The organism is Klebsiella sp. Q11, assembly GCF_964241505.1.
Lineage (GTDB): Bacteria > Pseudomonadota > Gammaproteobacteria > Enterobacterales > Enterobacteriaceae > Klebsiella > Klebsiella michiganensis.
The window spans coordinates 49,651-74,328 of record NZ_CAXSXW010000011.1 but is presented as its reverse complement, the minus strand read 5'-3'; the positions used below and the strand labels follow the sequence as shown (position 1 = coordinate 74,328).

Here is a 24,678-nt window from a genome sequence, read left to right as displayed (position 1 = left end):
CCCGGCTGCGCGATGGCTGCCGGGTTTCTTAAACAGGGATCCTCAGACCGGGATGGCGTTACTTATTGTTGGAATTGGGAACATGCTGCTGCATCAATTCAACGATCCAATCAATAAAAACACGTAGTTTGGCGTTGACATGGCGGTTCGGCGGAAACGCCAGGTACAATGGCATTGGACTGATATGCCATTGTTCAAATAACGGAATTAAAGCGCCACTGGCCCGATGTTTTGCCGCCATATAGGTTGGCAGCGCAATCACGCCTAAGCCAGCGAGCCCCGCTTCGAGGTAAGCGTTGCCATCATCCACGGCAAGTACATAGCGGCCTGTGATTTCAATATGTTCACTCCCACTGCGCAGGACCAGAGGATCAATCTTACCGGTGCGCGAGGACAAGAATCCCACTATGCGATGGTCGGTGTTTTCCAGCTCTCGCGGGTGCGCAGGGGCGCCAAGGCGCTCCACATAGCCAGGGGCGGCGTAGACGCCGATTTGCAAATCGCCGACATGGCGCGCGATCAGGGACTGGTCGTTGATGTCGCCACCGCGCAGGACGCAATCCACATTGTCGCCGATCAGGTCCACCACCCGGTCGCTGACGCCCATGTCGAACTGGATGTCAGGGTAGCGCGCGTGGAAAGCCGGTAGCGCCGGTACCAGGACGAGGCGGGCCAGCGGACTGGGCACATCCACCCGTAGCCGTCCCCTGGGCGTCATCGCCGCACTGGACAGGCTGTTTTCAGCATCCTCCATGTCCGCCAGCAGGCGGATGACGCGCTCGTAGTAGACCGCGCCATCGGCAGTCACGCCGAGCCTGCGGGTGGTGCGATGGAGCAACTTGACGCGCAGGCGCGCTTCCAGCTGCTGAATGAGCTGCGTCACCGTGGTTTTACTCATATGAAGCGTTTGGGCAGCCTTTGTGAAGCTCCCTGCCTCCACCACGCGAGCAAAGGCGCGCATCGCATCGAAACGATCCATTCCTTATCCCCCTTTTCACCGATTGTTTGGATTTTACAAACAATGATGGACAAAGTCGCTTGTTTATCCACCCGATCCCGCACCTGTAAAGTGACTTTACGTTCACCGGGCTGATTTTGCCCCATTGCAGAGGTACAAATATGACAGCACGCGAAGCCGTTTTTCCCCTCGGTCGGCAGGTGCTCTATGAGCGCAATCGCTATTCACCGGCCATTAAATCCAATGGTTTCTTGTTCGTTTCCGGGCAGGTTGGTAGCCGCGAGGATGGTTCGCCTGAGCCCGAACTAAAAGCGCAGGTCAGGCTGGCATTCAATAATCTGAATGCTGTTCTCGCGGCTGCGGGCTGCACGTTCGGTGACGTGGTTGACGTGACCCTCTTTGTCGTCGATCCCGAGTCAAATCTCGACGCTATCCGGAGTATCCTGCCAGAATATTGGGGGGAAGCGCCTTACCCTACGTTGACCGGGATCGGCGTGACGTGGCTTTACGGATTCCAGTTTGAGATTAAGGTGATTGCCAGGCTGCCCTGCGCGTGACGGGTTTTTCCGCCAGTCGGAAGATAAGACAGAGGAAAATTTATGAAAGCAGCGGTCTATGACGTGGAAGGCGCTCCCGGCGTCCTGAAATATGTCGATGTCCCGGAGCCGGTCACAGGGCCCGACGACATCCTGATTTCTGTCGAGGCTATCTCGATTGAGGGTGGCGATTTGATCAATCGCCGTTCAACGCCGCCGCCGCTTCCTTCATGGATCGTTGGCTACGCGGCCGCGGGCACAGTTGTTGCCGTCGGATCGAAAGTCCGAAGCCGTACGGTTGGGGACAGAGTCGCTGCTTTTCACATGCAGGGATCGCATGCGGAACGTTGGGCTGTGCCCGCGGAACGCACCTGGCTTATACCCGATGGGGTGGGAATGGCAGAAGCGGCAGTGTTGCCGATTTCATTTGGAACCGCGCATCATTGCCTTTTCACGCGTGGCATGCTCCGGCAGGGAGAAACCGTTCTTATTCAGGCCGCAGCGGGTGGCGTGGGGCTCGCGGCCGTTCAGCTTGCCTCACAAGCAGGCGCAACGGTCATCGCCGTGGTAAGCGGAACGCAGCGACGAGGTCGGTTGCGTGAACTTGGTGCCGATTATGTTGTGGATCGTACAAAGGATAACATCGTGGACAGTGTCCGACAGTACACCCATGGCACCGGTGTTGAGCTCGTCATCGATCCGGTGGGAACGACGTTGCCTGTTTCGCTTTCTGCACTCGCTCCGGAAGGACGTCTGGTCTTCGTCGGTAATGCCGGCGGCGGCAGTCTGACTGTCGACTTATGGCCGGCAATGCAGTCTAACCAGACGCTCATGGGGGTATTCATGGGACCTCTTTTTGCAAGACATGGAGTTCGAACAAGCGTGGACGAGATGCTGCAGGCTGTAGCAGCAGGGCGCGTCACGGTTGTCATTGATCGCATCTTCCCCCTGGCTAACGCTGCCGCGGCCCACGAATTTGCTGAGACAGCGAAACCGCTTGGCCGGATCGTGATGAAGCCATGACGCGCGTTTGACCAGGATGAGTGCGTGGCGGCAGGATGCTATTAGAAGCGTTTTTCGGATGGTACTAACTTTCTGATTTTGAGGCGTTAAGGGACACTGTGGGCACGCCGTCCTCGAATCCGCTTGACCTCAAAATTCTTCCGATGTGGAGGAGAAAATGAAAATAAAAAAGCCCGCTTCAAAAGCAGGCTTTTCAAATTTGGCTCCTCTGACTGGGATCGCCTTTGCCAGTAACTGGCTAATTATTAAGCTAAATCAGAAATCCCCTTCTGTCAAGACCACCAGAGTGACCACCAATGACACAGGTGACATAAAACTAGTTTGAGTTCCCCACTCTGAATGTGGTGAATCGCCAAGGATTATCTATTCATCATTACTGCTCTCAAACTCAATAACAACGGAGGGGGCATCAAGTAACCCACCTAATCTGACCCCATTAGTAGGGATTACGTTGGCACAATTAACAGGATCAATTATGAGCCTGATTTCATCCGACTGACCTGTTTCAAGTCCTGACACAAGAGCCAGAATAAAGTTGCTTCCACGTTCCTTAGCGCGTAAGTACTCATTGTTAGACATCTCTATCTGGTTCTGGGGACCACGGCCAGTGGCTTTCATTTCGATAAACTGTTTCCAGTCAATAACGGCATCGGCACCCACACCATGATTGCGTCTGAAATCAATAATCCTCTGATCGTCGGTTGTGTCCAGAGCTTGGGAAAGTAGCTCCCAAGCTCTCTGCTCAAGATCTGCGTTGGTATAGGCAACCGGTGCGGGAACTGATGAACTTGGACCTCGTTGGGGCACTGGCGGGGTATTTTTCAGTCCTCGGGATCCTCCACGGGTGGCTGTAGATTTTGAGGGTGCAGCCTTGGTCTGCAGCGAAGCTCCGACCATAGCACCTACCGATGGCTTCAGTGTTCTTGGCTTCGCTCCAACTGATCGGCTCTTCGGTGGAGTAACGTTAATTTTGTGTTTTACCGAACCGTTAATATTGGTGATTATATCTTCCATGGCTTCAGTACGAGCCTCGTCACTCGCAAGGCGGATTGCTTCTGCCGCTGAGTGACAGCTTTTTTGCCAAGCAAGAACCCATTCGCCATCAATTCGCCGACGTTCTTTTGCAGGAAACAGAGAAGCAATAAGCCATCCTCCAGAATCACGATTGCCGATTGCGTCATTATAAAAATGGAAGACTTCGGATTGGTTCAAACTCACGGCATTAAGAGCAACTTCAATAAATCCAGCAGGGAACTCTGAAGACAATGCACGCACTGTGATGGGGTGCTCGTAAATATAGAGCTGAGTATTCCTAAGAGTATCCCAGCTTATAACGAGTTTTTCACGTAATTCAGGGGTACTTCTGGCAAGCTCATTTGACAGGTGTTCAACAGCATGCCCAAAACGTAATCTTTCCTGGTCACCACGCTCTTTAGCGTAGGAATTATTACCGAGAATCTGAAGTTCAGGATTCAGTTCTTTTACTCTAAGTGCTTTAACCAGTCTAGGGAAATCCTGTATATCACAAGGCGGTATCCAGCAATGAAGGGTAGGAAGCCTCTTACTTAATTGCTGCCGAAGCTCTGGATTGTCCACGTAGTGAATTGGGCGTTGAGTTACCCAGCCAGTCGAGCAGAACAGTGGTAGTACCCGTAACTTATCTTTATGGTAGCGCTCTGCATGCTCCAGCAATTTCTCCATGTAACGATAAACATCCATAAGCTGAGATTCTATTCTTGAATCATACTGTTCACGAGTCAGTTCCCGACAGCATTGGATACAGTCATCAATGCCTGGTTCGGGGATATTCAGTGTACGCCAAAGGTTTTGGCAATTTGACGACGAGCCTCCAGGCACAAAAAGTCGCTGGCCATGGAAAATATCTAGCCCTCTAAGTAATTCGTTTGGTTTAGCCCATCCTTTTGAGGGCACATAAACGAGTCCTTTTCCCTCTAGAAAGCGACTCCTGAGCTCCTGGATAGTGAGTTCGCCCACTTTCGATGAAAAATATGACTCGGAAGAAGGACAGCGTTTTGCAATTGCACGGTAAATCGACTGTGTTTGAGTCTGATCTACCATTCTCGGGCTGTCACGTAAGGCCTTAAGTTGAGTTAGTAGGTCACTGATTCTGACATCAGTAATGATGCCTAATGCGGTTAAAAAATCGAGATCAATATCCTTGGCATTTACCCCGCAGATGAAGGTCTGGTAAAGCGTTTGAGTCTCTGGGGTCTTCAACACAGCAATATTAGAAAAAACAGTTTCTCCTTTACCGACCGCAACCCAATCGACACTTCTTAGTGTATTCAGCCACGCAGCTGTGACATTTCCCTTTTTATAAAAGTACTTAATCGCTTTGTGAAGGGAGGGGACCATTGAGACATGGGCATACAGGCGATGCCAGTTTTTGGAAAGGGTATGGACCAGCGCAGGACTTCGCTGTTTCGCGTGCTGCTTAGTGGCTTCCTTGATATTTTGAATGACATGCTCAAGATCTGGTGATTCATAGTCGTAATCAACCAGCTCAGCTCCATGTTCCCTGAGTTCTTTTTTACGGAGCTCTGTTCCCCAATAGAGGTTTTCATTCACTTTCTCTATACGAGGTGATGATTCAACCCCAAGCAGGAATAGAAACTTTCTGGCTCCCCGAGATTGTGTTCCATCCTCGCGTTTGCGTTTTGCTCCTTTGGTGATGTTAGTTTTCAAAATGGCTTCATATTTGGCTCCAACCCATTGAATACCATCTGTTTTCCCGGCGGCATCAGGCCACGTTGAGTTTTCACCATCTAGGGTTTTACACAGATAGCTTTCTGAGAGGCGCACTTTTTGTCGGAGCATCCGAACACCATCATAGACATATCCATCCAGTTTGAGAATAGTGCCAATTTTAGTCCCTATAACCTTTGCTTCGGTGTCCCGTAGATAATCAAATTTGTCCCGAAGTAAGCGGAGCTCATCTTCAGATATTTCAATGCTGCTTTTTTCGAATTTCTCTGCAAAGGCATTCAGTTCGATAGCTGTGTCGGTTTGGCTGACAAAAGCGGCGTGGTTATCCAGCCATGCAATGACTGGTTCGCCAGTACTCTTATCAGCATAATCTGAATGCAGTCGTTCCATCAGCCCCCAGTGTAAAGAAAAATCAGAAGGGCTGTTCAAAACCAGAGGGATTGAAGTTTGCGCTTTCGGTTTGCAGGAAACTGGTTCATTAAGATGAGAAAGCAGGAAGGGACGTTCAAATAATTCGGTATTTTCATGATTCTCAACAAGGCATGCCCCTGCATTGACCCACCATGCCGCAGGTTTAAAATTGAATATCCGGTTTTCCATGGCATCAAGTAATTCACCTGTATCGACAAGTCTTGACACATTGAGTTCATCCATAACACTACGCCAGCGATCCTGGCTATCCCGGGTACTTCTATGTAAAGCATGCAAACCTTTATGAATGAGTTCGACATCCTCTTCGGTCAGAAAACCAGTTAGTATGTCTTCTTCGTAACTGAGATCAGAAAAAGGATAATTACCTAAAGGTAGTTGTATCAGGGCATGCTGAGATAACCATGTTCTGGTTGTTTTTAGCGCGGCTAAAAAACGCTTGTTAAGAATTGAGCTACGGCCTGGATCTACGCCCTCAATAGAGAGTGGAATGAGATTCCATGCCGTTTTGGGGCTGGTAATTAGCATCCCAGCGGCTATATTTCCAACGACTTCTGCAGTTCGATCTATTAACCATCGATTCCAGTCATTTTCTATAATGGACTCACGTGACGTACTAGGATCGAATTGTGCATCTAATGAAAAAGGGAGCGTTGAGGGAATATCGGTACGAAAGCCAATGAAGATTCCTGAGTTAACCGGCTGTGACGAAATGGCGATTGAAATATCTGTTTCTTCACTACGTGTTTTATGAGCTGGGTGTAAATGTTCAGGAACGGCTACCGATGCTCGCCAGACAGTCCAGTCATCTTCTTTACTTTTAGCGTATCGATATTGCAGCTTTCTGATTCCCGGGTGTTGCAGCTCATAACCAGTATCCTTCCAGCTTGAAAAATCCAGCGAGCGTTCGCTTTTTATACTGCCATCCAGTTCACACCATTTTAATTGGCTTACCGAACTTAGAAACAGTAATCCTTCATGGCGCCATGAATCAAACCATTCAATGAGCTCAGCATCATCAAAGGCTGAATTAAGATCTGCGACAATCAGCGTATGGTGTCCCGGGTCATAAAAACCAGGAAGAGCTGGTTCAGGTGGCAAGCGGTTAAAATCTAGTTGATTACATGAAAAATGGTAAGGCGCAGAGTGTACGGAAATTGAGTCGGCAATGCGCAAAAGAGTTTTCATCCCGATCCCAAATCGGCCACGTTGGTCTATTCTATTGGTCTTGGAAGTTTGGTAAGGAAGAACCATCCCAAGAACGTTGAGGCAGGTTACTGGAGTGCCATTGTGGACAAGCAGTAGCTGTTTACCTGCTTCAGTTGATCTTAGTCCAAACCATACCTTAGTCGCCCTTACATCATCTGCGTTCTGAATAATTTCGATGATACCCTGGAAGGTTGCCACCGCTAGATCTTCTGCGCTTGCAGCCGCACCCTTAACCATTTTTTTGAGTATACCGGCGGCGTTTTTAAGTTCGCCTGCAGCAGTGTCGATCATGGCATCTGCAAACTCGATGGTTCTGGGATCATGGATATGAACTGCTGCGGGATCATTATCAATGATAAGCCGGGCGGCATTTTGACCTTTAAGAGTATCTGAAATGTCTGGTGTATTACTGGTGTCTTGCGGAAGGGACATATAGAAAAAGGCTCGCTGAAATTGAAAACAAAGGCGGTTATCCTGCTAGTAGGCTAACCGCCATACCTGTTTTGTTAAGATGATGGGGCAGTTGTTCACTATCACTTCGCTCTATCCACATTGTACAGCACTTTTTTTGAGCAAGGGGCTCACCATGCCCCAGTTACGTAACCACGGGTTACAACCACGGAGGTGAAGGCGTCAGGAAAGAAGACTGGACATGTCATTGGTCGTTCCTGTGTATTGAGCTCCATGGCAAGTACTAGCGTGCAGACCCGGATCTGGAAGGCGGTCGGTAGGCGTCGGGATACAGAAGTATGGCGATAGCCAATCCTATTATGGATGAGCAAACAGCGAACTTAGAGCTGCGCGATCTGCAAAGCTGAGACGCAATGATTTATTTCGTCTATTATCCATTTGTATAAATGACTGCATTCGGCAAAAAGCGGTTAACTTGTGTTCACGACTGCTGGGTGATTCAATCGAAATATTGCTTTTACCTGGACTATTGAGAGCAGCATAAAGTGACAATAAATATTGCAGATGACCTGCCAATGACTTCTATTAGGAATAGCGCTGTAGTATTAGCAGGTTTTGCATGTGTTGTCTTGATTGGCTGAGCTGATGTCCGATTTCTGCAAATCTTCTCGCAATGCAAGGATGTCATGATGAGTATTACTAGCCTATCTGATGCAGGTGGGCCTGCGGCAAGGCAAGGCTTCAAGTATCAGGATCACGTAGCTGTTAGTTTCATCTTCAAGATGCTCCGAGACAGCAACTACTCTCAAGTGGAATGCGAGACAGCGGATGATATCGTGGCTGTATTCCAATGCGAGGGCCAGATTCTAAATGAATACATTCAGGTCAAAACAACCGAAAGTGATGGCAAATGGAACTTGAAAGAGATAACGGCGTTAGATGGCAGCAAGGCTAATTCTTCGCTTCTGCATAAATCGCTGAAATGCGATGTACGTCCAGGTATTGCCCGTTTCCGAATCGTGACCAAGCGCGACGTCGCAAAAATTCTTGAAGGATTCAAGAAAGAGATAGATAAGCGTGTTCTGCCTGACATAACCACGACCCGAGGTATGGCACTGTGCAAGACGTTTAAAACTTTTGTCTCACCTCAAAAAAGGAACTTTTTGTACTGGGCGGAAAACTTTGTCTGGCAGGTGTACGGTGATGTTGAGGCGTTGGAGGCCGTCAATATAAAGGCTTTGTCCCAGCTTGCGGAGGTGCTTGGAAATCGTCCCAACTTCACGCAACTAAAGGCAATTTACGAAGAATTTTTAGAGATTGCTGACAAAGCGGCCACGGCTAGCGTGAAGACAGCTGCAGCATCTAAGATCATCCTTCGAGATCCGACGCTGGCTTACCTCAGAAAATTATTAGACGAGGCTGATGACAAGTCAACAGCCACATCCAAACCATATAAAAAGCGTCCGGATCCGTTCTTGGTCGAGTTTCACGCCAACACTAAAGAGGGCTTATTGCACTCATTTTCTGGTTTTGACGTGCGCTATGCACTTAAGAAATGGCGGCACGAAAATTACGCAAAGCATCTCATCGAATGGCTACCTGAGTTTTCCCTAAAGGCCAGTGAAATCGTAAACATCCTCGCGCATAACGCCAAAGCGATCCTGGCTAGGTCAATCAGTACCTTCAGCGACAGTGAGCTTCCGCGCGATAGGCTCATTGCAGAACTAATTCTGCACTCCATCCTGCGCAGTCGCCAAGACAGCGAGCCCGTTGCGTGCAAAGTATTCTACAAATCTGCTGACAAGCTTTCAGAATTTGGCAATGCTCACATCGTTCAGATGCCTGATCAGGATGATCAGTTGTGGCTAGGTCTTGCCCGCTTGATCAAAGCAAATGATATGGATACAACCCTAGAGCAAATTCGCGAAATTCTTGACGAAACGATCTCAGAAACCGTGCTGTCGGCAGAGCGAGAAATCATTATTTCTTTACGCGAACCTTTACATCACCAGCCAAAAGCAGATTCCTTCAACCAAGCTCTGCATCGAAATTCTCCTGTCGATGACATGCTGAATATTCTCTGCTTCCCTATCTTGTTGACCTACGATAGTGCAGCGCTTTCGTCAGGCTGGCTCACTGATTACGTAGACAACCTCAAGATAGAGATCGAAACCCACTTCAGAACGTTCACCTCGGAACTGCCGGAGAACATCAAACAAGTGAAGGTGCACATCTTTTTGGTGCCTATGGAAAGCATTGAACATCTGACCAAGGCTTTCAACTCTTACTGCGAAAAGCTGGAAGAATTATAGGCATAACTGATACATGCTCTCCGGATTACGGAGCAGAAGGTATACGAGGATGAAGATATCCCGGGCAGGTCACTCTGCCGCAGATGTCTCAAGGAACAAAGCGGCTATGAATTACGAAAAAATCAAGAACATCCTGGCGAAACTGGGTGAAGAAAGCGCATCGACGGTCGATGTGCTTCTCGCCATCAACACCATTGTCAACAGAAGCAATTCAGAGTGGGAGGGCCGCGATTTGGTGATCCGAGCACTCGACAAATTTAAGCTTTTTGACTCTGTCGAACAGTCGCTCCTGCTAAACATGGTACGAGCTGTCGGACTATTCCCCTATATCACTCCTCACCTCAGCAGCATGGCGATTTCTGATCGCTTGGCTTATGAAGCTCACAGGGTCGAGGGAGTAGAACAGGGCATGGTGTTTCATCACCTGCAGGCTCATGTTTTCAGCTTGATCATGCAAGGCCGAAACGTTGTACTCAGTGCTTCTACAAGCGTCGGAAAAAGTCTAGTAATTGACGCTGTGCTGGCACAGAGACGATTCAAAAAGGTGGTGGTGATCGTTCCGACCATTGCGCTGATCGACGAAACCCGCCGTCGTCTGGTCAAACGCTTTAAGGACTTCAACCTGATTACGCATCCGAGCCAGGAATCTGTGAGCGAGACAACCAATGTCTACTTGCTCACCCAAGAGCGTGTCATCCAGCGTCCTGATCTTGCTGATGTGGAGTTCTTCGTCTTGGACGAGTTCTACAAAATCGATCTGGGGAATGCCACAGACGAAAGCACGCGCGCTGTTGACCTGAGCTTGGCCTTTCACAAGCTCGCAAAGACTGGTGCTCAGTTCTACATGCTCGGGCCTCACATTCAGAAGATCTCTGGTTTGGATGACTATGAGTACCACTTCATCCCATCCGACTACAGCACTGTCGCGGTCGACATCCAGAATTTCAATCTGGAGATGCGATCCGAAGAGCGAAAGGAAAAATTGCTCGAGTTGGTCACAACCCTAGACTCGCCTACCTTAATATACTGTCAGGCACCACCTAGTGCGAACAGGGTCGCAGAGTATTTGATTCAGGAAGCTGGGCTGACACCAGTACCAGAGACGCAGGAAATAGCAGCATGGATCTCTAAACACTACCACCCTGAATGGAACGTTGCTAAGGCAATATCTCTGGGTATCGGGATTCACCATGGCGGAGTGCCACGTGCATTGCAGCAGTACATCGTCAAGTTGTTCAACGAGGGCATCATCAAGCGAATCATCTGTACATCTACGATGATTGAAGGTGTCAACACATCGGCAGAGAACGTGATCATTTACGACCGCCGCCTGAAGAATTCAACGTTCGATTACTTCACCTACAAGAATATTTCCGGTCGCGCAGGCCGCATGAATAAGTACTTCATTGGAAAAGTCTTCATGCTCGAAGCGCCTCCCCTTGAGCAGGGCCTCACAGTCGAATACCCCATCGGCCATCAGGATGAAAACTCCCCAATGGGACTCCTCATGCAACTGGAGAACGAATACCTTACCGATATTTCACGTGGCCGGCTGCAAGATGCATACGCCAACCCGGTATTGTCGCCGACAACCCTGATAGAGAATCGGCACGTTCCGATTGAGCGGCAAATCGAGGTAGCAGAAGCGATCATTCGTGACTTACTGCTCAGCAGCAAGCTTCTGGACTGGAAAGGCATTCCTGAGCCGAACCAACTAAATTACTTATGTGAGCTGGTTTACATTCTGGAGGGCGGTAACCTTATGGATTATGGTATCTCGTCCAGCTCGCAATTGGTGTGGCACATCAATGAGCTCCGAACTCAGAAAAACCTGCCTGCTTACCTAAGAGACGCGGTGGAGAATCGACGACCGGAACACACATCCAGCGAAGCGATCAATCTGCGCCTGAAATTCATTAGAAACATGGTGTGTTTCCGATTGCCTCGGGACATCATGGCCGTAAATAAAATTCAGGCCGATGTGCTGGCGAAAGAAGGGAGCGAGCCGGGAGATTTCAGCTTCTTTGCTGAGCCGCTTGAAAATATGTTCCTCGACCCGCTACTTACTGCGTTGGACGAATACGGAATTCCCACTCAGATCTCGACTCAGATCAAGAACCTCATCTTGCCATCGGAACATCTGAACGATCTGCTGGCGAAACTTCGGACCCTAGCACCCAGAGTAGAGCACCTTCAACTGACTGGCTTTGAGAAAAGCTTAATGCGTTGGGCTGTGTCCGAAATGTAGCGAGTTTGGCTGTGTGCAGCACCTTAAATAGCTATATGAACGTACTTCCCAACCCCCTTTCACTGCTGCGGTCTAAGGGGCGCTACGCCCGCCTATGCTGTGTCAGTTTTTTCTCCGTGTGACTTCCGTTCTCGTATCAGCTTCCGGTTAATCGTTTCCCAACACAACCCATCCCGCAAGGGTAAATGGCACGCATTCTGCGCCCTTGCTGGCCGGAATGATGTCGGGAAAGCGAACCGTCAGGCGATACGAAGACGAAAATCACACCACTGACGGAGAAAAAACATGACCATTTCCCTGCATACCCAGACTAGCGCCCCTAACACCGCAGCGGCGACCAGCGTATCCCCGCTGGAGCAGTCAGGCTCCTCAAAAACGAAATTTTCTAAAGCCAAAACCGATATTTATCAGACTGTCACCAACAACATCATTGCAACGCTTGAAGCCGGTGTAAAACCGTGGTCTTGCCCGTGGAAACGAGTGCCGGGCATGTCTGGGTTGCCTTCCAACTTCGCAACCGGTATCGCGTATAGCGGAATGAATATCATGCTGTTGTGGTGCAGCGCGTCAAAACAGGGCTTTGGTGATTCACGCTGGATGACCTACAAACAGGCGCAGGCAATAGGCGGGCAGGTTCGAAAAGGTGAACACGGTACGGCAGCCATTTTCTATAAAACCTTAGAGAAAGAAAACGAAGACGGTGACATCGACCAGATCCCAATGCTGAAAACCTTCAATGTGTTCAACGTTGAACAAATTGATGGCCTTCCTCTGACAACTGAAATAGTCAGCCCAGAAGCAATCTTTGACCCGTTGCCGGAGGCTGAAAATCTGTTCCAAAAGAGTGGCGCAAACATCATTGAGAAAGGACAAAATGCCTTTTTCCAACCCTCAACTGATGAGGTCTGGCTACCAGAGCGTCACCTTTTTTCCGCTGCTGCTAATTTCTACGCTACTGGCCTGCATGAGCTGGTTCACTGGAGCGGTGGTAAAAAAAGGCTTAACCGTGAAATGAAAGGGAAATTTGGCAGCGCAGATTATGCGGAGGAGGAATTAGTGGCTGAGCTGGGAAGTGCTTTTCTGATGGCGGATTTGGGTATTGTTGGAGAGGTGCAGCACGAAAGCTATATTGCTTCTTGGCTGAAAGCACTGAAAAACGATAAGCGCTATGTTTTCAAAGCTGCTAGTGAGGCATCAAAAGCGCATCGTTATTTAATGGATAAAGCCTGAGGGCAGGGGCAAGAAGTCGCAAAGGAATGTGGCTTTGACAATATATTCTTGTGGGCAGAGTCGTGGTGGTGTTAAAGGTATAACCTCCCTACGAATTTTTCGTGGCACAGTGTGTCAGGAAAAATTCGCAGGCTGCGGGGGCGGGCGGCAAAGAGCCCGCTCATAACTTTAGGTGTATTGGCTCAGACTTGATCTGGCCGTGTTCTTTATTAGAACACGATTCAGCGTGACAGTCGGCAACGAGCGAGGAGCGGAAGTTCGATATTGTTATCAAAATGGAATAACGCATGATGAAAAACTCAGTGCAATATAAGGCTGGTCAGCTGTATACTATTTCAACTGTAGTGCGGTAGATTTTTACTCGTACAATCAAGTGCTTGGAATCTAATATGGCTATTCGGAAAAGTATCCCAAACGAAACCAAATTGCGGCTGTTTTCGGCGTCCGCAGGTCATTGTCAGAAACCAGACTGCCTTAAGCCGCTTTTCCCAGCAGAGATAGGCGGTGATAAGCATATTGCTGAAATGGCACATGTCATTCCTCATGGTGATACTGGGCCCCGCCACGAAGAGAGACCTGCTGAGGAGTTTGAAGCAGACTCATTTGAAAACCTCATACTGCTATGTCCAACTTGCCACACCATTATCGATAAAGCGCCTGAGTCCTTTTCAAGAAGCATGATTTTAGAGTGGAAGAGCAACCATCTTGCAGCCTTAGCGCACAAGCAAGGTAATATTCGTTATGAAGATAGAAGACAAGCGAGAGAGGCTGTCGTAGCAGCTATGGATGAAAATAAGGCTATATGGAAAGAGTTCGCTCCTGTTGAAGGGGCAAGGTCTGACTTCAATCCTGAGTCTGAAACGGCCCAAATATGGTCGCAAAGGATGAAAAGTGTCATTTTACCTAATCACTTCCGCATTCAGGCGATCATAAGCATGAATTTATGCCATCTGACAGCCGAAGAGCGGGAAACCTTTGCACAATACAAAGAACATGTTCGCGGGCTTTCTGAGCGACATGTTTGTGGTGTTTCTGGAAGGGCCATTCGTTACCCTCAAGATATGGATGGGATATTTGCATGAACTGGCAAGTTAAATATGCACTTGAAAATATAAATAACCACTTTAAAAGAACAGGTTCTGCAGAACACGTTGCTGACGATGCTATCAGAATTTCTATCCACGACAGACCTGACACATTAGTTATTATTTCCGCATCATATGAGATCACTCTTGAGATAGCTAAGCAGTATCATGAAAAATTCCCTGATTTGGATTTTCTATGTGGTTACAGGAAAGAGTGTGTGTGGACAGGTGAGGCTATCAACTACTTAAGTAACGCAAAAGTAGGATGGGGTAATGCAGGTACCTTATATTCTGCCCTTTCAGACAATAATGTTAATATTGCTTCTCACAAAGATTATTTTTTCTCATATCGGCTTATAACTCAAATGGGAGTTGTAAAAAGTATAGAGAGGGAATTTGATCGCGTATTCAATATTCATTTAGCCAATGGTCGCAAGCTGAGGGTGGGAATGCTACTTGAATACGAGCCTACAGCTGATGCCGTGCGATCATTTTGGGAAAAGTTTGGTCCGGTTGATGTCATGTGGAACATTAATCCTAACGGAGATCCTACTAATAATGCCGTTGTAGCAGGGCGTGAACTTGGTTGCGGAATCATGAAATGGTCAGAATTCAAGGAATTAATTCTTCGTCGTTGATGTCGGTAAACGATGTGGCACGCCACCTTTTAAAAACGTGCAATTCATTGAAGTTTTTTGAATGTTTTATGTTTGGTTCGTCGCTTTTGGGGGTTGGCACTGATTACGATATTTTGGTTATAGGCCCTGCAGGAGAAGCATTAATCCAGCTCAAAGCAGAGCTGAAGATTGCAGGGGCTGAATTGCCGTTGGATATTTTATACATGCTTCCAAAAGAGGCGGAAGAAACCGATTTTATTGTAAAGCAAAAATGTGTATCCCTTAGCCATTTAGTGACACTGGATTCACTGGTTGTGTAACTTTAAGAATCCCCGTTTTGTTTGCAGAATTTTGAAATACAAACTTCCACTTTTGGCACAGGGCTGCTGTTGCAGCCCTGACAACCTTAGACTTCAATCGATTCAGAGATCTCTAACGCATCATCGACTTCAATGCCCAGATAACGGACTGTGCTTTCCAGTTTCTTATGACCCAACAGAAGTTGGATCACCCGGAGATTCTTGGTTTTCTTGTAGATCAGGTAAGGTTTTGTTCTTCTCATGGAATGTGTGCTGTAAAGCGAATCTTCGAGACCAAGCTTTTCTACCCACCCATGAAAGATTCGGTTGTATTGCCGGGTTGAAATGTGCTGGTTAGTTCCGACCCTAGACCGAAACAAGCAGTCTTTACTGTGCAAATTGCTAAGCTGTATCAATGCAGCAACAGCTTCTCTTGTCCCTTTGGTTATCTCAAATTGCACAGGGCTACCGGTTTTCTGTTGCAACACCGTTGCTCTGCTTGAAACAGAGCTACCATATGCAACATCAGATACTTTGAGTTTGACCAGATCACAGCCTCGAAGCTTACTGTCCAGGGCCATGTTGAACAGAGCTAAATCGCGCGTTTTACCTTCCAGTTCAAGTCGGATTCGGATACCCCAGATATGAGATATCTGAAGTGGTCTTTTTTGGCCGATGATACGGTCTTTGTTCCACGGTGACGTGTTCATACTCAAATCTCCTGCAATGTGGGAGATTTGAGTATGGTTGTCCCTTATGAGCGAAAAGCGGACGCTGGTGTTATTTAGATAAATTCGACTTCTGTGCTTGTGCACTAATCCAGGGAAGAGAAATATTGCGTCGGTGATTTACCCAGCGCTTTTCTGAACATCGTAATAAACGCACTTACCGAATCATACCCTAGAGTTCCGGCTACGCGCTGCACGGGCTGACCTTCAGACAGATGGCTTAGTGCAATCATCAAATGCAGCTGCTGACGCCAGCGGCCAAAGCTCATTCCTGTCGCCTCTTTTATCAGCCTAGCCAGAGATCGCTCGCTGATGGCCAGATGAGCAGCCCATTGCTTTAACGTTCGCCGGTCATCTGGCTCATTAAAGAGTGCCTCAGCCATAATCCGGATTTTAGGATGATCTGATACAGGAAGATGGAGTGCTTCGACCGGCACATCCGGAATATGCTCCAGCAGCACCGCTGCAAGCCTGGCGGTTTTACTGTCAGGAGAATAAGTATGTTCCTGCTCTGCAAGATACAGAACAAGCTCGCGGACCAGAGGTGTAACCGCTATGGTACAGCAAATTTCCGGCATCGCTGCTGCGCCGGGCTCGATGAATAAAAAGCACGTATCTGCATTCTTCGTGATCCGGCAACGGTGCGGGATCTCTCCCGGAACCCAGACGGCATGCCCCGGTGGAACAAGCCACAGCGCATCGTCAACCTCACAGCGCACTGCACCGCGCATAGAGAGAATAAGTTGCCCCTTGCGATGAGCGTGCGGACGCTGCCCGGCATACTCGCCTGACGATGATACATGCAGGGCGATAGCGGCCTGACTGAAATCATCGGCATTAAACTCTTCCGGTGAGGTCACCGGTTTTTTATTAACTGGCATGATTTAGCTATATGTTGTCAGATTATCTATATTCTGTAACTCATGCGTCCTTTAAAGTCTTTCTTTTTTTCAGAGAAAGCAAAACTTATGTCCCACACGACGAACAAGTGGTCTTCAATCATACTTGTGATCGGCATTCTTTTTATTGCCATTAACCTGCGTGTTCCTTTTACCGCTATCGCACCCGTTTTAGAGTCCATTCGCCATGATTTTGGGCTGAGTATCACAGCCGTTGGGTTGCTTAACTCGCTGCCTTTACTGGCCTTTGCCGCCTTTTCTCCACTGAGCGCATCGATTTCCCGCAAGTATGGCCTGGAACGCACCCTTTTTGGTGCCCTGGTCGTGATTTCAGCGGGGATTGTGCTTCGCTCAACAGACAGCGTCTGGGCGCTTTATGGCGGAACAGTATTAATTGGTATCGGGATTGCCCTGGGCAATGTCCTGCTGCCTGGCCTGATTAAACGTGACTTTTCCGGAAACGTGGCTTCCGTGACGGGAGCATATTCCATCACCATGGGCACCGCTGGCGCCATCGGCTCTACCATTGTCATTCCTCTGACGCAGAGCTGGGGCTGGAACATCGCGTTAGCCATGTTGGTTATTGCACCGCTCCTTGCGATGCTTTTATGGTTGCCGCAGTTGAAGAAAAAGCATCAATTGCCAGTAGCAGGTGAGAAAAAAGCAGCGACCGTTGCGGTCTGGCGCTCGTCTCTGGCGTGGCAGGTCACCATGTTTATGGGCTTGAATGCGATGCCCTTTTATGTTGCGGTCGGCTGGCTGCCAGTCATTCTGACAGGCAGTGGGCTATCCTCAGCTCAGGCTGGTGAGGTACATGGCATCCTTCAGCTCACCACCGCTATTCCCGGCTTAATTCTGGCAGCCACGCTGCGTCGTCTTAACGATCAGAAATTAGCCGCTGCTGGTGTCAGCCTTTTAACCGCAGTATCCTTTATTGGCATCCTTTATTTGCCAAATCTGGCGATGCTGTGGGCTGCACTCCTCGGCTTCGGCTCGGGTGCCAGCATGATGCTGGGTCTGACCTTCATCGGGTTGCGCACTACAAACGCTGGTGATGCTGCCGCGCTGTCAGGCATGGCGCAGAGTATCGGTTATCTGATGGCGGCGATGGGACCGCTATTGCTGGGAAAAGTACAGGAGTTGTCCGGAGGCTGGACCGTACCATTACTGATGACCACAGCAATCTCAGTTGCAGGAGCCTGCACCGGAATGGCTGCCGGACGAGATGTACACCTGGAACCTTTACAGCAGCCGGGCTGAATGGGCTTACACAGGAGGGTACCAGCTGAACTTCTAAAGCGGATGCTTTCCATTGAGGTTCTGAAGCGTCTTAATAGTACCGGAGCCATCTGTACTATCCCGATGAGCGGATTTTTCGGTGAAAAGGCCGTTCAGGGCGAGCGCTGTCAGTAATAATATAATAAGCAAGCCTCAGGACTGTTTGGCAACGATGAATCGCTTTTCATCACCCATAAAGGCTTTTTCACTGGCGGGTGAAAGGATAGCACCGAAATTCATGTGCGCGCGGAGTTTCAATGATGGAGGAACATTCCACTCAGTGCGAATATCTTCATCGATCAGAGGATTATAATGCTGCAGATTGGCACCAATTCCTTTTTCAGCCAGCGCCAGCCAGACCGCATACTGAGCGATAGCTGTGCTGTGCCGGGAAAATGTCCGCATAGGCCGCAAACTGCTCCTGTAGTGACTTGACAACATACTGATCCTCGAAAAAAGTATTGAGCCGGCAGCCGCTGCAAACCCGTCTATTTTATCTGAGGTGCCGGAGAAACGTTCTAAAGGAACTTGAAAGCAGGCATCTTGTTACGCGCACTGTCTTTCGTGAAGTACCGCCCAAAGTCGAATATGCACTCACGGAGCTGGGAACGTCCCTCTGGCAGGCAGCAAATGAACTCAACCGGTGGGTAGAACAAAACTGTCACTTTCTGGTTAAAGACACAGATCCTTCTCTTTGATATGCCATTGTTCATTGATGAGTGCTGCGGGCTGACAGGAGCATATAGGAAGGCAGGCTGCAGGCGTCGAAAAGCGGCTTCCCCTTCTGGCTCAGAGGCAACATCGCCTGCTGCTGGTCATGAGAGAAAAGAAAAGCATTTTAACAACCAGCCCCTGCAGTTTGTTGTACCAGTACAAAAAGCACTCGTGTATCAGTCTTTGCCCGGACCATGGTCAAAGCGGGTTCCTTTGCCGATGGCATAAAACTGCCCCCCGGCGACATAGTGTATGGTTCGTAATTCGTCTGGTGCTTCATCAAATATCCAGTGCCCATTGCGAAAAACCCGATCGTCACTCCACGCCCCGGCAATTTCTCCCATGAACAGATTATGTTCCAGCTCGTATTCCGCATTTGGCATTACCTTACATACAAGCCAGCCAGCACAGCCCTCTACCAGCGGAATATCGAACTCTTTCATGTAGAACATCGGTATTTTATGATTCTTTTCAGGCCTGTCACGGTAGCTGTGCTCACCTGCGTACAAAACGGTTTCCATCTGGCTGACTACGGGTATCTGTACGGCAAACAGACCACTTTCTTCCACCAATCCACGGGTGTAAGCCTGCGGACTGATATACGCCATGACTTTATTGATCCCCACCAGACTCACCCATGCGGCGGCCATTACATTGGCATTACCATTATGTTTAGCGGAAATCATTGTAGTTGGGCCGACTTGCAATAATCGGTATGCTTTATTCAGTTCAACTGGCTGTAAAGACACAGGATTTCTCCTTCCCATAGATAAAAATGTGCCGTTAACGGCAACGGCACATTTGAGGGCGTTTTAAAACACTGATGGTCGCCCGAAAGTAATCAGGCTAATACCGTTTTATATTGTTCGACCTGAGCTGCGATTTCTTCGTCAGTTATCGTCGCGCTTCCGCCTGTAATAAACGGCTTGATGTAGTTCATACCCAGATACCCGGAGATGGTTTCAAAAGACAGCAGGTACTCGCCTACCGTATGTCCGGCAGCGCCATCAGGCTGATAGGCAGACTCTGCACCACCCAGCGAAACGGCCAGCATGAGTTGCTTACCGCGCAGCGCCTGTGTTTCTCCACCATGTGACCAGCCGTACGTCAGTACATCGTCAAGCCACTGTTTAAGAAGTGGCGGCGTGCTGTACCACTGCATAGGAAATTGCAGCACGATACGATCCGTCTTTTCCAGTGCAGCCTGTTCAGCGGCCACGTCGATTTTGCCATCCGGATACAGGTCATACAGATAACGCACTTCAACGTCGGTCAGTGATGCTGCACCTTTTGCCAGGGCTGAGTTTACCCGTGACTGATTAATGTTGGGGTGGGTAACAAATACAGTTGTTTTCATGTCGATCTCTTATTCTTCAGAAGAATGTTTCGTCAATTTCAAGCCGGGATAAAGCTTCATTGATATCATTTAATTCAGCGTCACTGAGCTGAATATTTGCGGCGTGAAAATTCTCTTCGAGCCGGTGTAATTTCGTTGTTCCCGGGATCGGTACGATGTAAGGCTTCTGAGCCAGCTCCCAGGCAAGAACAATCTGTGCTGAAGTTGCGTTGTTTCTTTCCGCGATTTGAGCAATCAAATCCAGTAGCGCCTGGTTATTTTCCATTACTTCAGGTTTGAAGCGCCCCATCATGCCCCGGTAATCGCCTTCCCCGTAAGTTGTATCAGCGGTAACCTGACCACTCAGGAATCCATTACCCAGCGGGCTGTAGGCCATAAAGCCAATATCAAGTTCATCGCAGACTTTGAACAAATCCTGCTCAGGTTTACGCCACATCATTGAATACTGGTCTTCGACCGCGGTGACCGGGCAGATCGCATGAGCCCGGCGTATGTAAGATACGGGCGCATTGGATAAGCCCCAGTACTTAATTTTCCCCTCCGCGATTAGCTCTTTCATTAATCCCGCCACCACTTCCGGCTCAACTTTTGGATCGACACGATGCTGATAAAACAGGTCGATATGGTCGGTTTGCAGACGACTGAGTGAACCTTCCAGTTGCTCTCTGACAGACGCCGGACGGCTGTCTAATACCGGCACCAGCTGTCCATCAATGTTTTCCATTCCGGTCACGCCGAATTTGGTCGCGATGATAACGTTGTCCCTGTGTTTGCTGAGCGCAACACCCAGCAGTTCTTCGTTTTCAAATCCGTAAATGGGGGCAGTGTCGAAAAGGTTGCAGCCCAGTTCTACAGCCTTGTCTATCAGCTTTGTTCGCTCACGGATTTCAACTGAATAGCCGTAGCCATGGTCCATGCCCATACACCCCAGCCCCATTTCCGAGACATGAAGTCCCTGGCTACCTAACCTTCTCATTTTCATGATTATCTAACCCTTTTTTAAAGCATTTCTGATTCTGAGACGTTAAGTATACGGCTGGATTTGTTGCTGAAAAATTGTTAATTTAGAAAGTCAGAATTGCTAAAATCACAATAATGATGAATAAACTTGATGCGCTGAAATTTTTTGTTGCCGCTGCAGAAACGATGAACTTTCGTGAAGCAGCAGTCAGACTGGCCATTTCCCCTTCAGTGGTGACGCGGACTATTGCCGAACTGGAAAATCAGCTCGGCGAGCCACTTTTTAAGCGGAATACCCGATCAATTGTGCTGACCAGCTTTGGTGAGCTTTTCCTGCCGAAGGCCATGCGGCTACTTGAAGATTCAGAGGCCCTTTTTCAGACGGCCCGAGATGACAATGACATGAAGGGCGTTGTGAGGATCACGTTATTCCGGTTTCCCGGCCACGAGCAGGTGTTATATGAGCTTCTTACCTCCCTCGATCCTTATCCTGAGCTGTTTATAGACTGGCGGTTAGACATGATGAAGCTGGATACTGTTCAGAACCGCATTGACATGGGGATCCGTATAGAGCGGGAGCCAAACCCGAATTTTATCGTCAGGCCCATTACGCTGGTTCATCACGCGCTGATGACATCACCCGGGCTCATTGAGAAGCTGGGCGCGCCGAAAAATTTCGACGATCTGCGCCAGCGCTACCCTTTCAGTGGCCTGCTGAATCCTGAAACCGGAAAAGTATTCGAATATATGCTCGATGGCGTTGATACTTTTGTACCGCGCCATCTGGAGTTTTTTACCACCGACTCCCAGTCGGAGATCCAGGCTGCGTTAGCCGGTAAAGCTGTCATTCAGTCGAGTAATCTGGCCTGCAGGGAATACCTTGAAGACGGCAGGCTGGTCAATGTCCTGCCCGAACTGAAACTGGAAACCTGGCAGCTTTATCTTTACAGGCCCTATCAGACCCTGGTACCGCAGCGCATCAGGACCGTTTTTCACATCCTTGAAAGTATTTTACTCAGACACTTCAGTTGAAAGCGGGCCCGGATATTGCTGGCGCTCTTAGCTGGCATCCTCCATAAACCGGAGATGTGAATTATTGAGTAGTGCCTTTCTCCGGGAAGTCGCTGCTCCGGGAGGATCTTACCCGCAGAAACAAAGTCTGCCGCTCGTTCAGGGGCCCTGAATACTGGCGACTTTTAATGTGCAACGGGGAGCTGTGACAGGCGTATCAACTGAATATTTCACCTATCCAGTCTGCAAATGCACGTACAGCAGGGGAAAGAAAACGTTGATGAGGATAAAGTAGCGTGACAGGAACAGACGGCGGCTGCCAGTCGGCCAGAACTTCAACCAACGTTCCTTTCTCCAGGTGTTCTGCTACAACATTTTCAGCAAGCTGCGCCAGTCCGAACCCTTCAAGGCACATTTTTATATAAAGCCCCGTCTCGTTGACGGCTGCCTGCCCACTGACGGATACGGACAGCGTTTCTGTTCCCTTTACAAAACGCAATTCGTCTGTACGCCGGCTTTGTCCGGAAAAATAATGAATAGCCCGATGATGAGACAGATCTTCAGGTGACTGCGGAATACCGTACTCCCTGAGATAGTCGGGAGAGGCGCAGGTTATCCAGCGAAATTCTCCGAGCGGACGAGCTACAAGCGTGGAGTTAAGTAACTCTCCGGTTCTGATCACGCAGTCTACACCCTCCTGAACCAGGTCAACCTGCCGGTCGCTGACGCCGGTCATCAGGTAAATGTCAGGATAACGGCTGTAGAACTCTTTCAGGTTTGGCATGACGATGAAGTGCGCTATACCGCCGGGCATATCAACGCGTAAACGGCCACGGGGGCGCCTGTTCAAATCGGCCAGACTGGCTTCCGTATGTTCAACTAAGGCCAGAATTTCCCGGCACTGCGCCAGATACTGCAGACCTTCCGGAGTAAGGCTGACACGTCTTGTGGTCCGGTTCAGCAGACGCACCTGCAGATATTTCTCCAGGTTTTTGATGGTGCTGGTAACAGTAGAAGAAGGCAGGGAAAGTGTTTCCGCGGCCCGGACGAAGCTTCCGGCCTCAGCCACCCTTATAAAAACCTGCATAGCCTGAATACGATCCACCTGACTGCACTCCTGAATAGCATGTAACGGTGATAATGCTCATTATTCGTAAATTCTGAATGATGAAAACAAGTTAGTCATCTTTTTCAGTTTAAAAAGGAGGCGTATTGTTTCCATTCTGAACCTGAAAGAGACACTTAAAATGACCGATTACATCAGAAATATTGTTAATAATCAGACGGAAAATGCGCCGGTAACCCTGATCCGCGGTGCAACCATACTGAGTATGGATGAGAATGTTGGTAACCATGAACGTGGCGATATTCTTGTCACAGGTTCAACCATCACCGCAATCGGCAAGGACCTGAACGCCGAGGGTGCTCAAGTCATTGATGCCACAAATATGATTGCCATGCCGGGGATGGTCGATTCTCATCGTCACGCCTGGGAAGGTCAGCTGCGCCGCATCAACCCCAACGCCACCTGTCTGGACGACTACAGCAATGCCACGCATTTCTCGTTCGCGAAATATTACCGGCCTGCCGATATCTATGTTGGCAACCTGCTGACGGCGCTGGGCGCGATTGATGCGGGTATCACTACCATGATCGATAACTCGCACAACAGCCGTACCGCAGCGCATTCAGACGCCGCCGTTGAAGCCCTGCTTGATGCCGGTATTCGCGCTATTCATGCGTCCGGTGCGCCGGTAGCAGGCGAATGGGATAAAGCGCACTGGCCTGGCAACTGGCAGCGTCTGCAGGAAAAATATTTCAGGGATAATCCTGATAGTCTTGTGACGCTCGGCGTCATGGCCCAGCTGGAGCCGGAATTGTGGGCCGAGGCCCGCAGGCTGGGGCTGCCAATCGTGACCGAGTTCTTTGGTGCTGAGATGGCCTCCGAGCTTGAATCGCTGCATCAGCAGGGCCTGTTGGGTCCGGACAATATCTTTAACCACTGTACCGCGCTGCCTGATGAGGGCTGGGAAATCCTGCGTGAAGCCGGCGTGCGGGTAAACGTCTGCCCGCGCTCAGATTCGCACTACGGTATTGAAAGCGGGATGTTTGCTATTGAGGCTGCGCAGCGTCATGGCATTACACCGGGTCTGAGCGTGGATAACGAAACGTCTTACAGCACCGACATGTTTATGGAAATGCGCGTGGCGTTTTATCTGCAGCGCGTAATGGGTATGCATAAGCAGCACTGCTGTGATTCAGATCATTCTTTGACAACGATCCCGGCAGCGCAGCTGCTTAAATCGGCAACGGTCGATGGTGCATTTTGTGCCGGTCTGCAGGATAAAGTAGGCAGCCTGACGCCGGGCAAACAGGCCGATCTGATCCTGATTAACGCGGCTGACCTCAACCTTTACCCGAACGGAAATGCATTCGGAACGGTGGTACATGCAGCTGAACGCAGCAACATCGATACCGTGATGATCGGCGGGCGCATCGTCAAGCAGAACGGCAAAGTGCTGGGTGTGGACAGTGAGCGCCTTCGCGCCGCCATTGATGAGTCACGCGAGCATCTATTTGCGGCAGCAGGGTATGAGCCAGACATCTTTGCGGAAAAATTCCTGCCGCTGGTCCAGGCAAACTGACA

Annotated in this window: 21 protein-coding genes and 1 pseudogene; 12 read left to right on the top strand and 10 right to left on the bottom strand. The window is 49.2% G+C overall.

Translation table 11 applies throughout. The features are described 5' to 3' along the window. Positions 1 to 58: 58 nt before the first annotated feature. Positions 59 to 979 (bottom strand): LysR family transcriptional regulator, encoded by a 921-nt coding sequence (locus ACESQ2_RS18570; protein WP_373171068.1) that lies wholly within the window; start codon positions 977 to 979, stop codon positions 59 to 61. Between the two features lie 140 nt (positions 980 to 1,119). Here ACESQ2_RS18570 and ACESQ2_RS18565 point away from each other — a divergent pair, with 140 nt between their 5' ends. Beyond that, positions 1,120 to 1,515, top strand: a complete 396-nt coding sequence (locus ACESQ2_RS18565; protein ID WP_373171066.1) for a RidA family protein — start codon at positions 1,120 to 1,122, stop codon at positions 1,513 to 1,515. 42 nt (positions 1,516 to 1,557) lie between these two features. After that, positions 1,558 to 2,517 carry a zinc-binding alcohol dehydrogenase family protein gene (locus tag ACESQ2_RS18560; protein WP_373171064.1) on the top strand — a complete coding sequence of 320 codons (960 nt, stop codon included), beginning with the start codon at positions 1,558 to 1,560 and terminating at the stop codon, positions 2,515 to 2,517. Between the two features lie 129 nt (positions 2,518 to 2,646). On the opposite strand, the pseudogene ACESQ2_RS18555 reads toward ACESQ2_RS18560, so the two are convergent. Both ACESQ2_RS18555 and ACESQ2_RS18550 read right to left on the bottom strand, forming a co-directional pair. Then, positions 2,647 to 2,858 (bottom strand): annotated as a pseudogene (locus ACESQ2_RS18555) (hypothetical protein). 22 nt (positions 2,859 to 2,880) lie between these two features. Then, on the bottom strand, positions 2,881 to 7,314 hold the full coding sequence (locus ACESQ2_RS18550) for a sacsin N-terminal ATP-binding-like domain-containing protein (protein ID WP_050887871.1): 4,434 nt from the start codon (positions 7,312 to 7,314) through the stop codon (positions 2,881 to 2,883). 665 nt (positions 7,315 to 7,979) lie between these two features. On the opposite strand from ACESQ2_RS18550, the gene ACESQ2_RS18545 reads away from it, so the two are divergent. From ACESQ2_RS18545 to ACESQ2_RS18520, 6 genes are all read left to right on the top strand, one after another. Next, entirely contained in the window at positions 7,980 to 9,605 is a 1,626-nt protein-coding gene (locus ACESQ2_RS18545; protein ID WP_224375512.1) for a dsDNA nuclease domain-containing protein, read from the top strand. Positions 9,606 to 9,711: 106 nt separating this feature from the next. Then, complete coding sequence (locus tag ACESQ2_RS18540) at positions 9,712 to 11,853, top strand: DEAD/DEAH box helicase (protein WP_049083419.1); 2,142 nt, start codon at positions 9,712 to 9,714, stop codon at positions 11,851 to 11,853. A gap of 285 nt (positions 11,854 to 12,138) precedes the next feature. Beyond that, positions 12,139 to 13,083 (top strand): ArdC family protein, encoded by a 945-nt coding sequence (locus ACESQ2_RS18535; protein ID WP_032754888.1) that lies wholly within the window; start codon positions 12,139 to 12,141, stop codon positions 13,081 to 13,083. Between the two features lie 389 nt (positions 13,084 to 13,472). After that, positions 13,473 to 14,165 carry an HNH endonuclease signature motif containing protein gene (locus ACESQ2_RS18530; RefSeq protein WP_032754885.1) on the top strand — a complete coding sequence of 231 codons (693 nt, stop codon included), beginning with the start codon at positions 13,473 to 13,475 and terminating at the stop codon, positions 14,163 to 14,165. Next, entirely contained in the window at positions 14,162 to 14,806 is a 645-nt protein-coding gene (locus ACESQ2_RS18525; protein ID WP_032754882.1) for a hypothetical protein, read from the top strand. Before ACESQ2_RS18530 ends, ACESQ2_RS18525 begins: the two co-directional genes overlap by 4 nt. After that, the gene (locus ACESQ2_RS18520) at positions 14,770 to 15,105 is read left to right on the top strand and encodes a hypothetical protein (RefSeq protein WP_224375514.1); all 336 of its coding nucleotides are present in this window, start codon (positions 14,770 to 14,772) and stop codon (positions 15,103 to 15,105) included. The genes ACESQ2_RS18525 and ACESQ2_RS18520 overlap by 37 nt, the downstream gene beginning before the upstream one ends. 86 nt (positions 15,106 to 15,191) lie before the next feature. Here ACESQ2_RS18520 and ACESQ2_RS18515 read toward each other — a convergent pair whose 3' ends face one another. Further along, positions 15,192 to 15,794, bottom strand: a complete 603-nt coding sequence (locus tag ACESQ2_RS18515; protein ID WP_032754877.1) for a site-specific integrase — start codon at positions 15,792 to 15,794, stop codon at positions 15,192 to 15,194. 104 nt (positions 15,795 to 15,898) lie between these two features. Beyond that, positions 15,899 to 16,693, bottom strand: a complete 795-nt coding sequence (locus tag ACESQ2_RS18510) for a helix-turn-helix domain-containing protein (protein WP_012540031.1) — start codon at positions 16,691 to 16,693, stop codon at positions 15,899 to 15,901. An 87-nt stretch (positions 16,694 to 16,780) separates the two neighbouring features. Between ACESQ2_RS18510 and ACESQ2_RS18505 the strand changes: the two genes are divergently transcribed. Beyond that, the gene (locus tag ACESQ2_RS18505; protein ID WP_004136868.1) at positions 16,781 to 17,971 is read left to right on the top strand and encodes a CynX/NimT family MFS transporter; all 1,191 of its coding nucleotides are present in this window, start codon (positions 16,781 to 16,783) and stop codon (positions 17,969 to 17,971) included. A gap of 171 nt (positions 17,972 to 18,142) precedes the next feature. Here the strand turns inward: ACESQ2_RS18505 and ACESQ2_RS18500 are convergent, their stop codons facing one another. Then, complete coding sequence (locus ACESQ2_RS18500) at positions 18,143 to 18,481, bottom strand: nitroreductase family protein (protein ID WP_323092569.1); 339 nt, start codon at positions 18,479 to 18,481, stop codon at positions 18,143 to 18,145. On the opposite strand from ACESQ2_RS18500, the gene ACESQ2_RS18495 reads away from it, so the two are divergent. Continuing rightward, positions 18,451 to 18,687, top strand: a complete 237-nt coding sequence (locus ACESQ2_RS18495) for a helix-turn-helix domain-containing protein (RefSeq protein WP_072123626.1) — start codon at positions 18,451 to 18,453, stop codon at positions 18,685 to 18,687. The two genes, ACESQ2_RS18500 and ACESQ2_RS18495, sit on opposite strands and share 31 nt — an antisense overlap. Before the next feature lie 192 nt (positions 18,688 to 18,879). Here ACESQ2_RS18495 and ACESQ2_RS18490 read toward each other — a convergent pair whose 3' ends face one another. From ACESQ2_RS18490 to ACESQ2_RS18480, 3 genes are all read right to left on the bottom strand, one after another. After that, positions 18,880 to 19,452, bottom strand: coding sequence for a flavin reductase family protein (locus tag ACESQ2_RS18490; protein WP_004136862.1), 573 nt, complete (start codon positions 19,450 to 19,452; stop codon positions 18,880 to 18,882). 92 nt (positions 19,453 to 19,544) lie between these two features. Beyond that, complete coding sequence (locus ACESQ2_RS18485; RefSeq protein WP_032754872.1) at positions 19,545 to 20,060, bottom strand: NAD(P)H-dependent oxidoreductase; 516 nt, start codon at positions 20,058 to 20,060, stop codon at positions 19,545 to 19,547. Between the two features lie 16 nt (positions 20,061 to 20,076). Next, positions 20,077 to 21,042, bottom strand: coding sequence for an aldo/keto reductase (locus ACESQ2_RS18480; RefSeq protein ID WP_032754870.1), 966 nt, complete (start codon positions 21,040 to 21,042; stop codon positions 20,077 to 20,079). 116 nt (positions 21,043 to 21,158) lie between these two features. Here ACESQ2_RS18480 and ACESQ2_RS18475 point away from each other — a divergent pair, with 116 nt between their 5' ends. Beyond that, a complete protein-coding gene (locus tag ACESQ2_RS18475; protein WP_032700859.1) occupies positions 21,159 to 22,052 on the top strand; it encodes a LysR family transcriptional regulator in 894 nt (297 codons plus the stop codon). Between the two features lie 196 nt (positions 22,053 to 22,248). Here the strand turns inward: ACESQ2_RS18475 and ACESQ2_RS18470 are convergent, their stop codons facing one another. Then, a complete protein-coding gene (locus ACESQ2_RS18470; RefSeq protein WP_032700793.1) occupies positions 22,249 to 23,136 on the bottom strand; it encodes a LysR family transcriptional regulator in 888 nt (295 codons plus the stop codon). 142 nt (positions 23,137 to 23,278) lie between these two features. Between ACESQ2_RS18470 and ACESQ2_RS18465 the strand changes: the two genes are divergently transcribed. Further along, positions 23,279 to 24,676 carry an amidohydrolase family protein gene (locus tag ACESQ2_RS18465; protein ID WP_032700794.1) on the top strand — a complete coding sequence of 466 codons (1,398 nt, stop codon included), beginning with the start codon at positions 23,279 to 23,281 and terminating at the stop codon, positions 24,674 to 24,676. Positions 24,677 to 24,678: the final 2 nt, after the last annotated feature.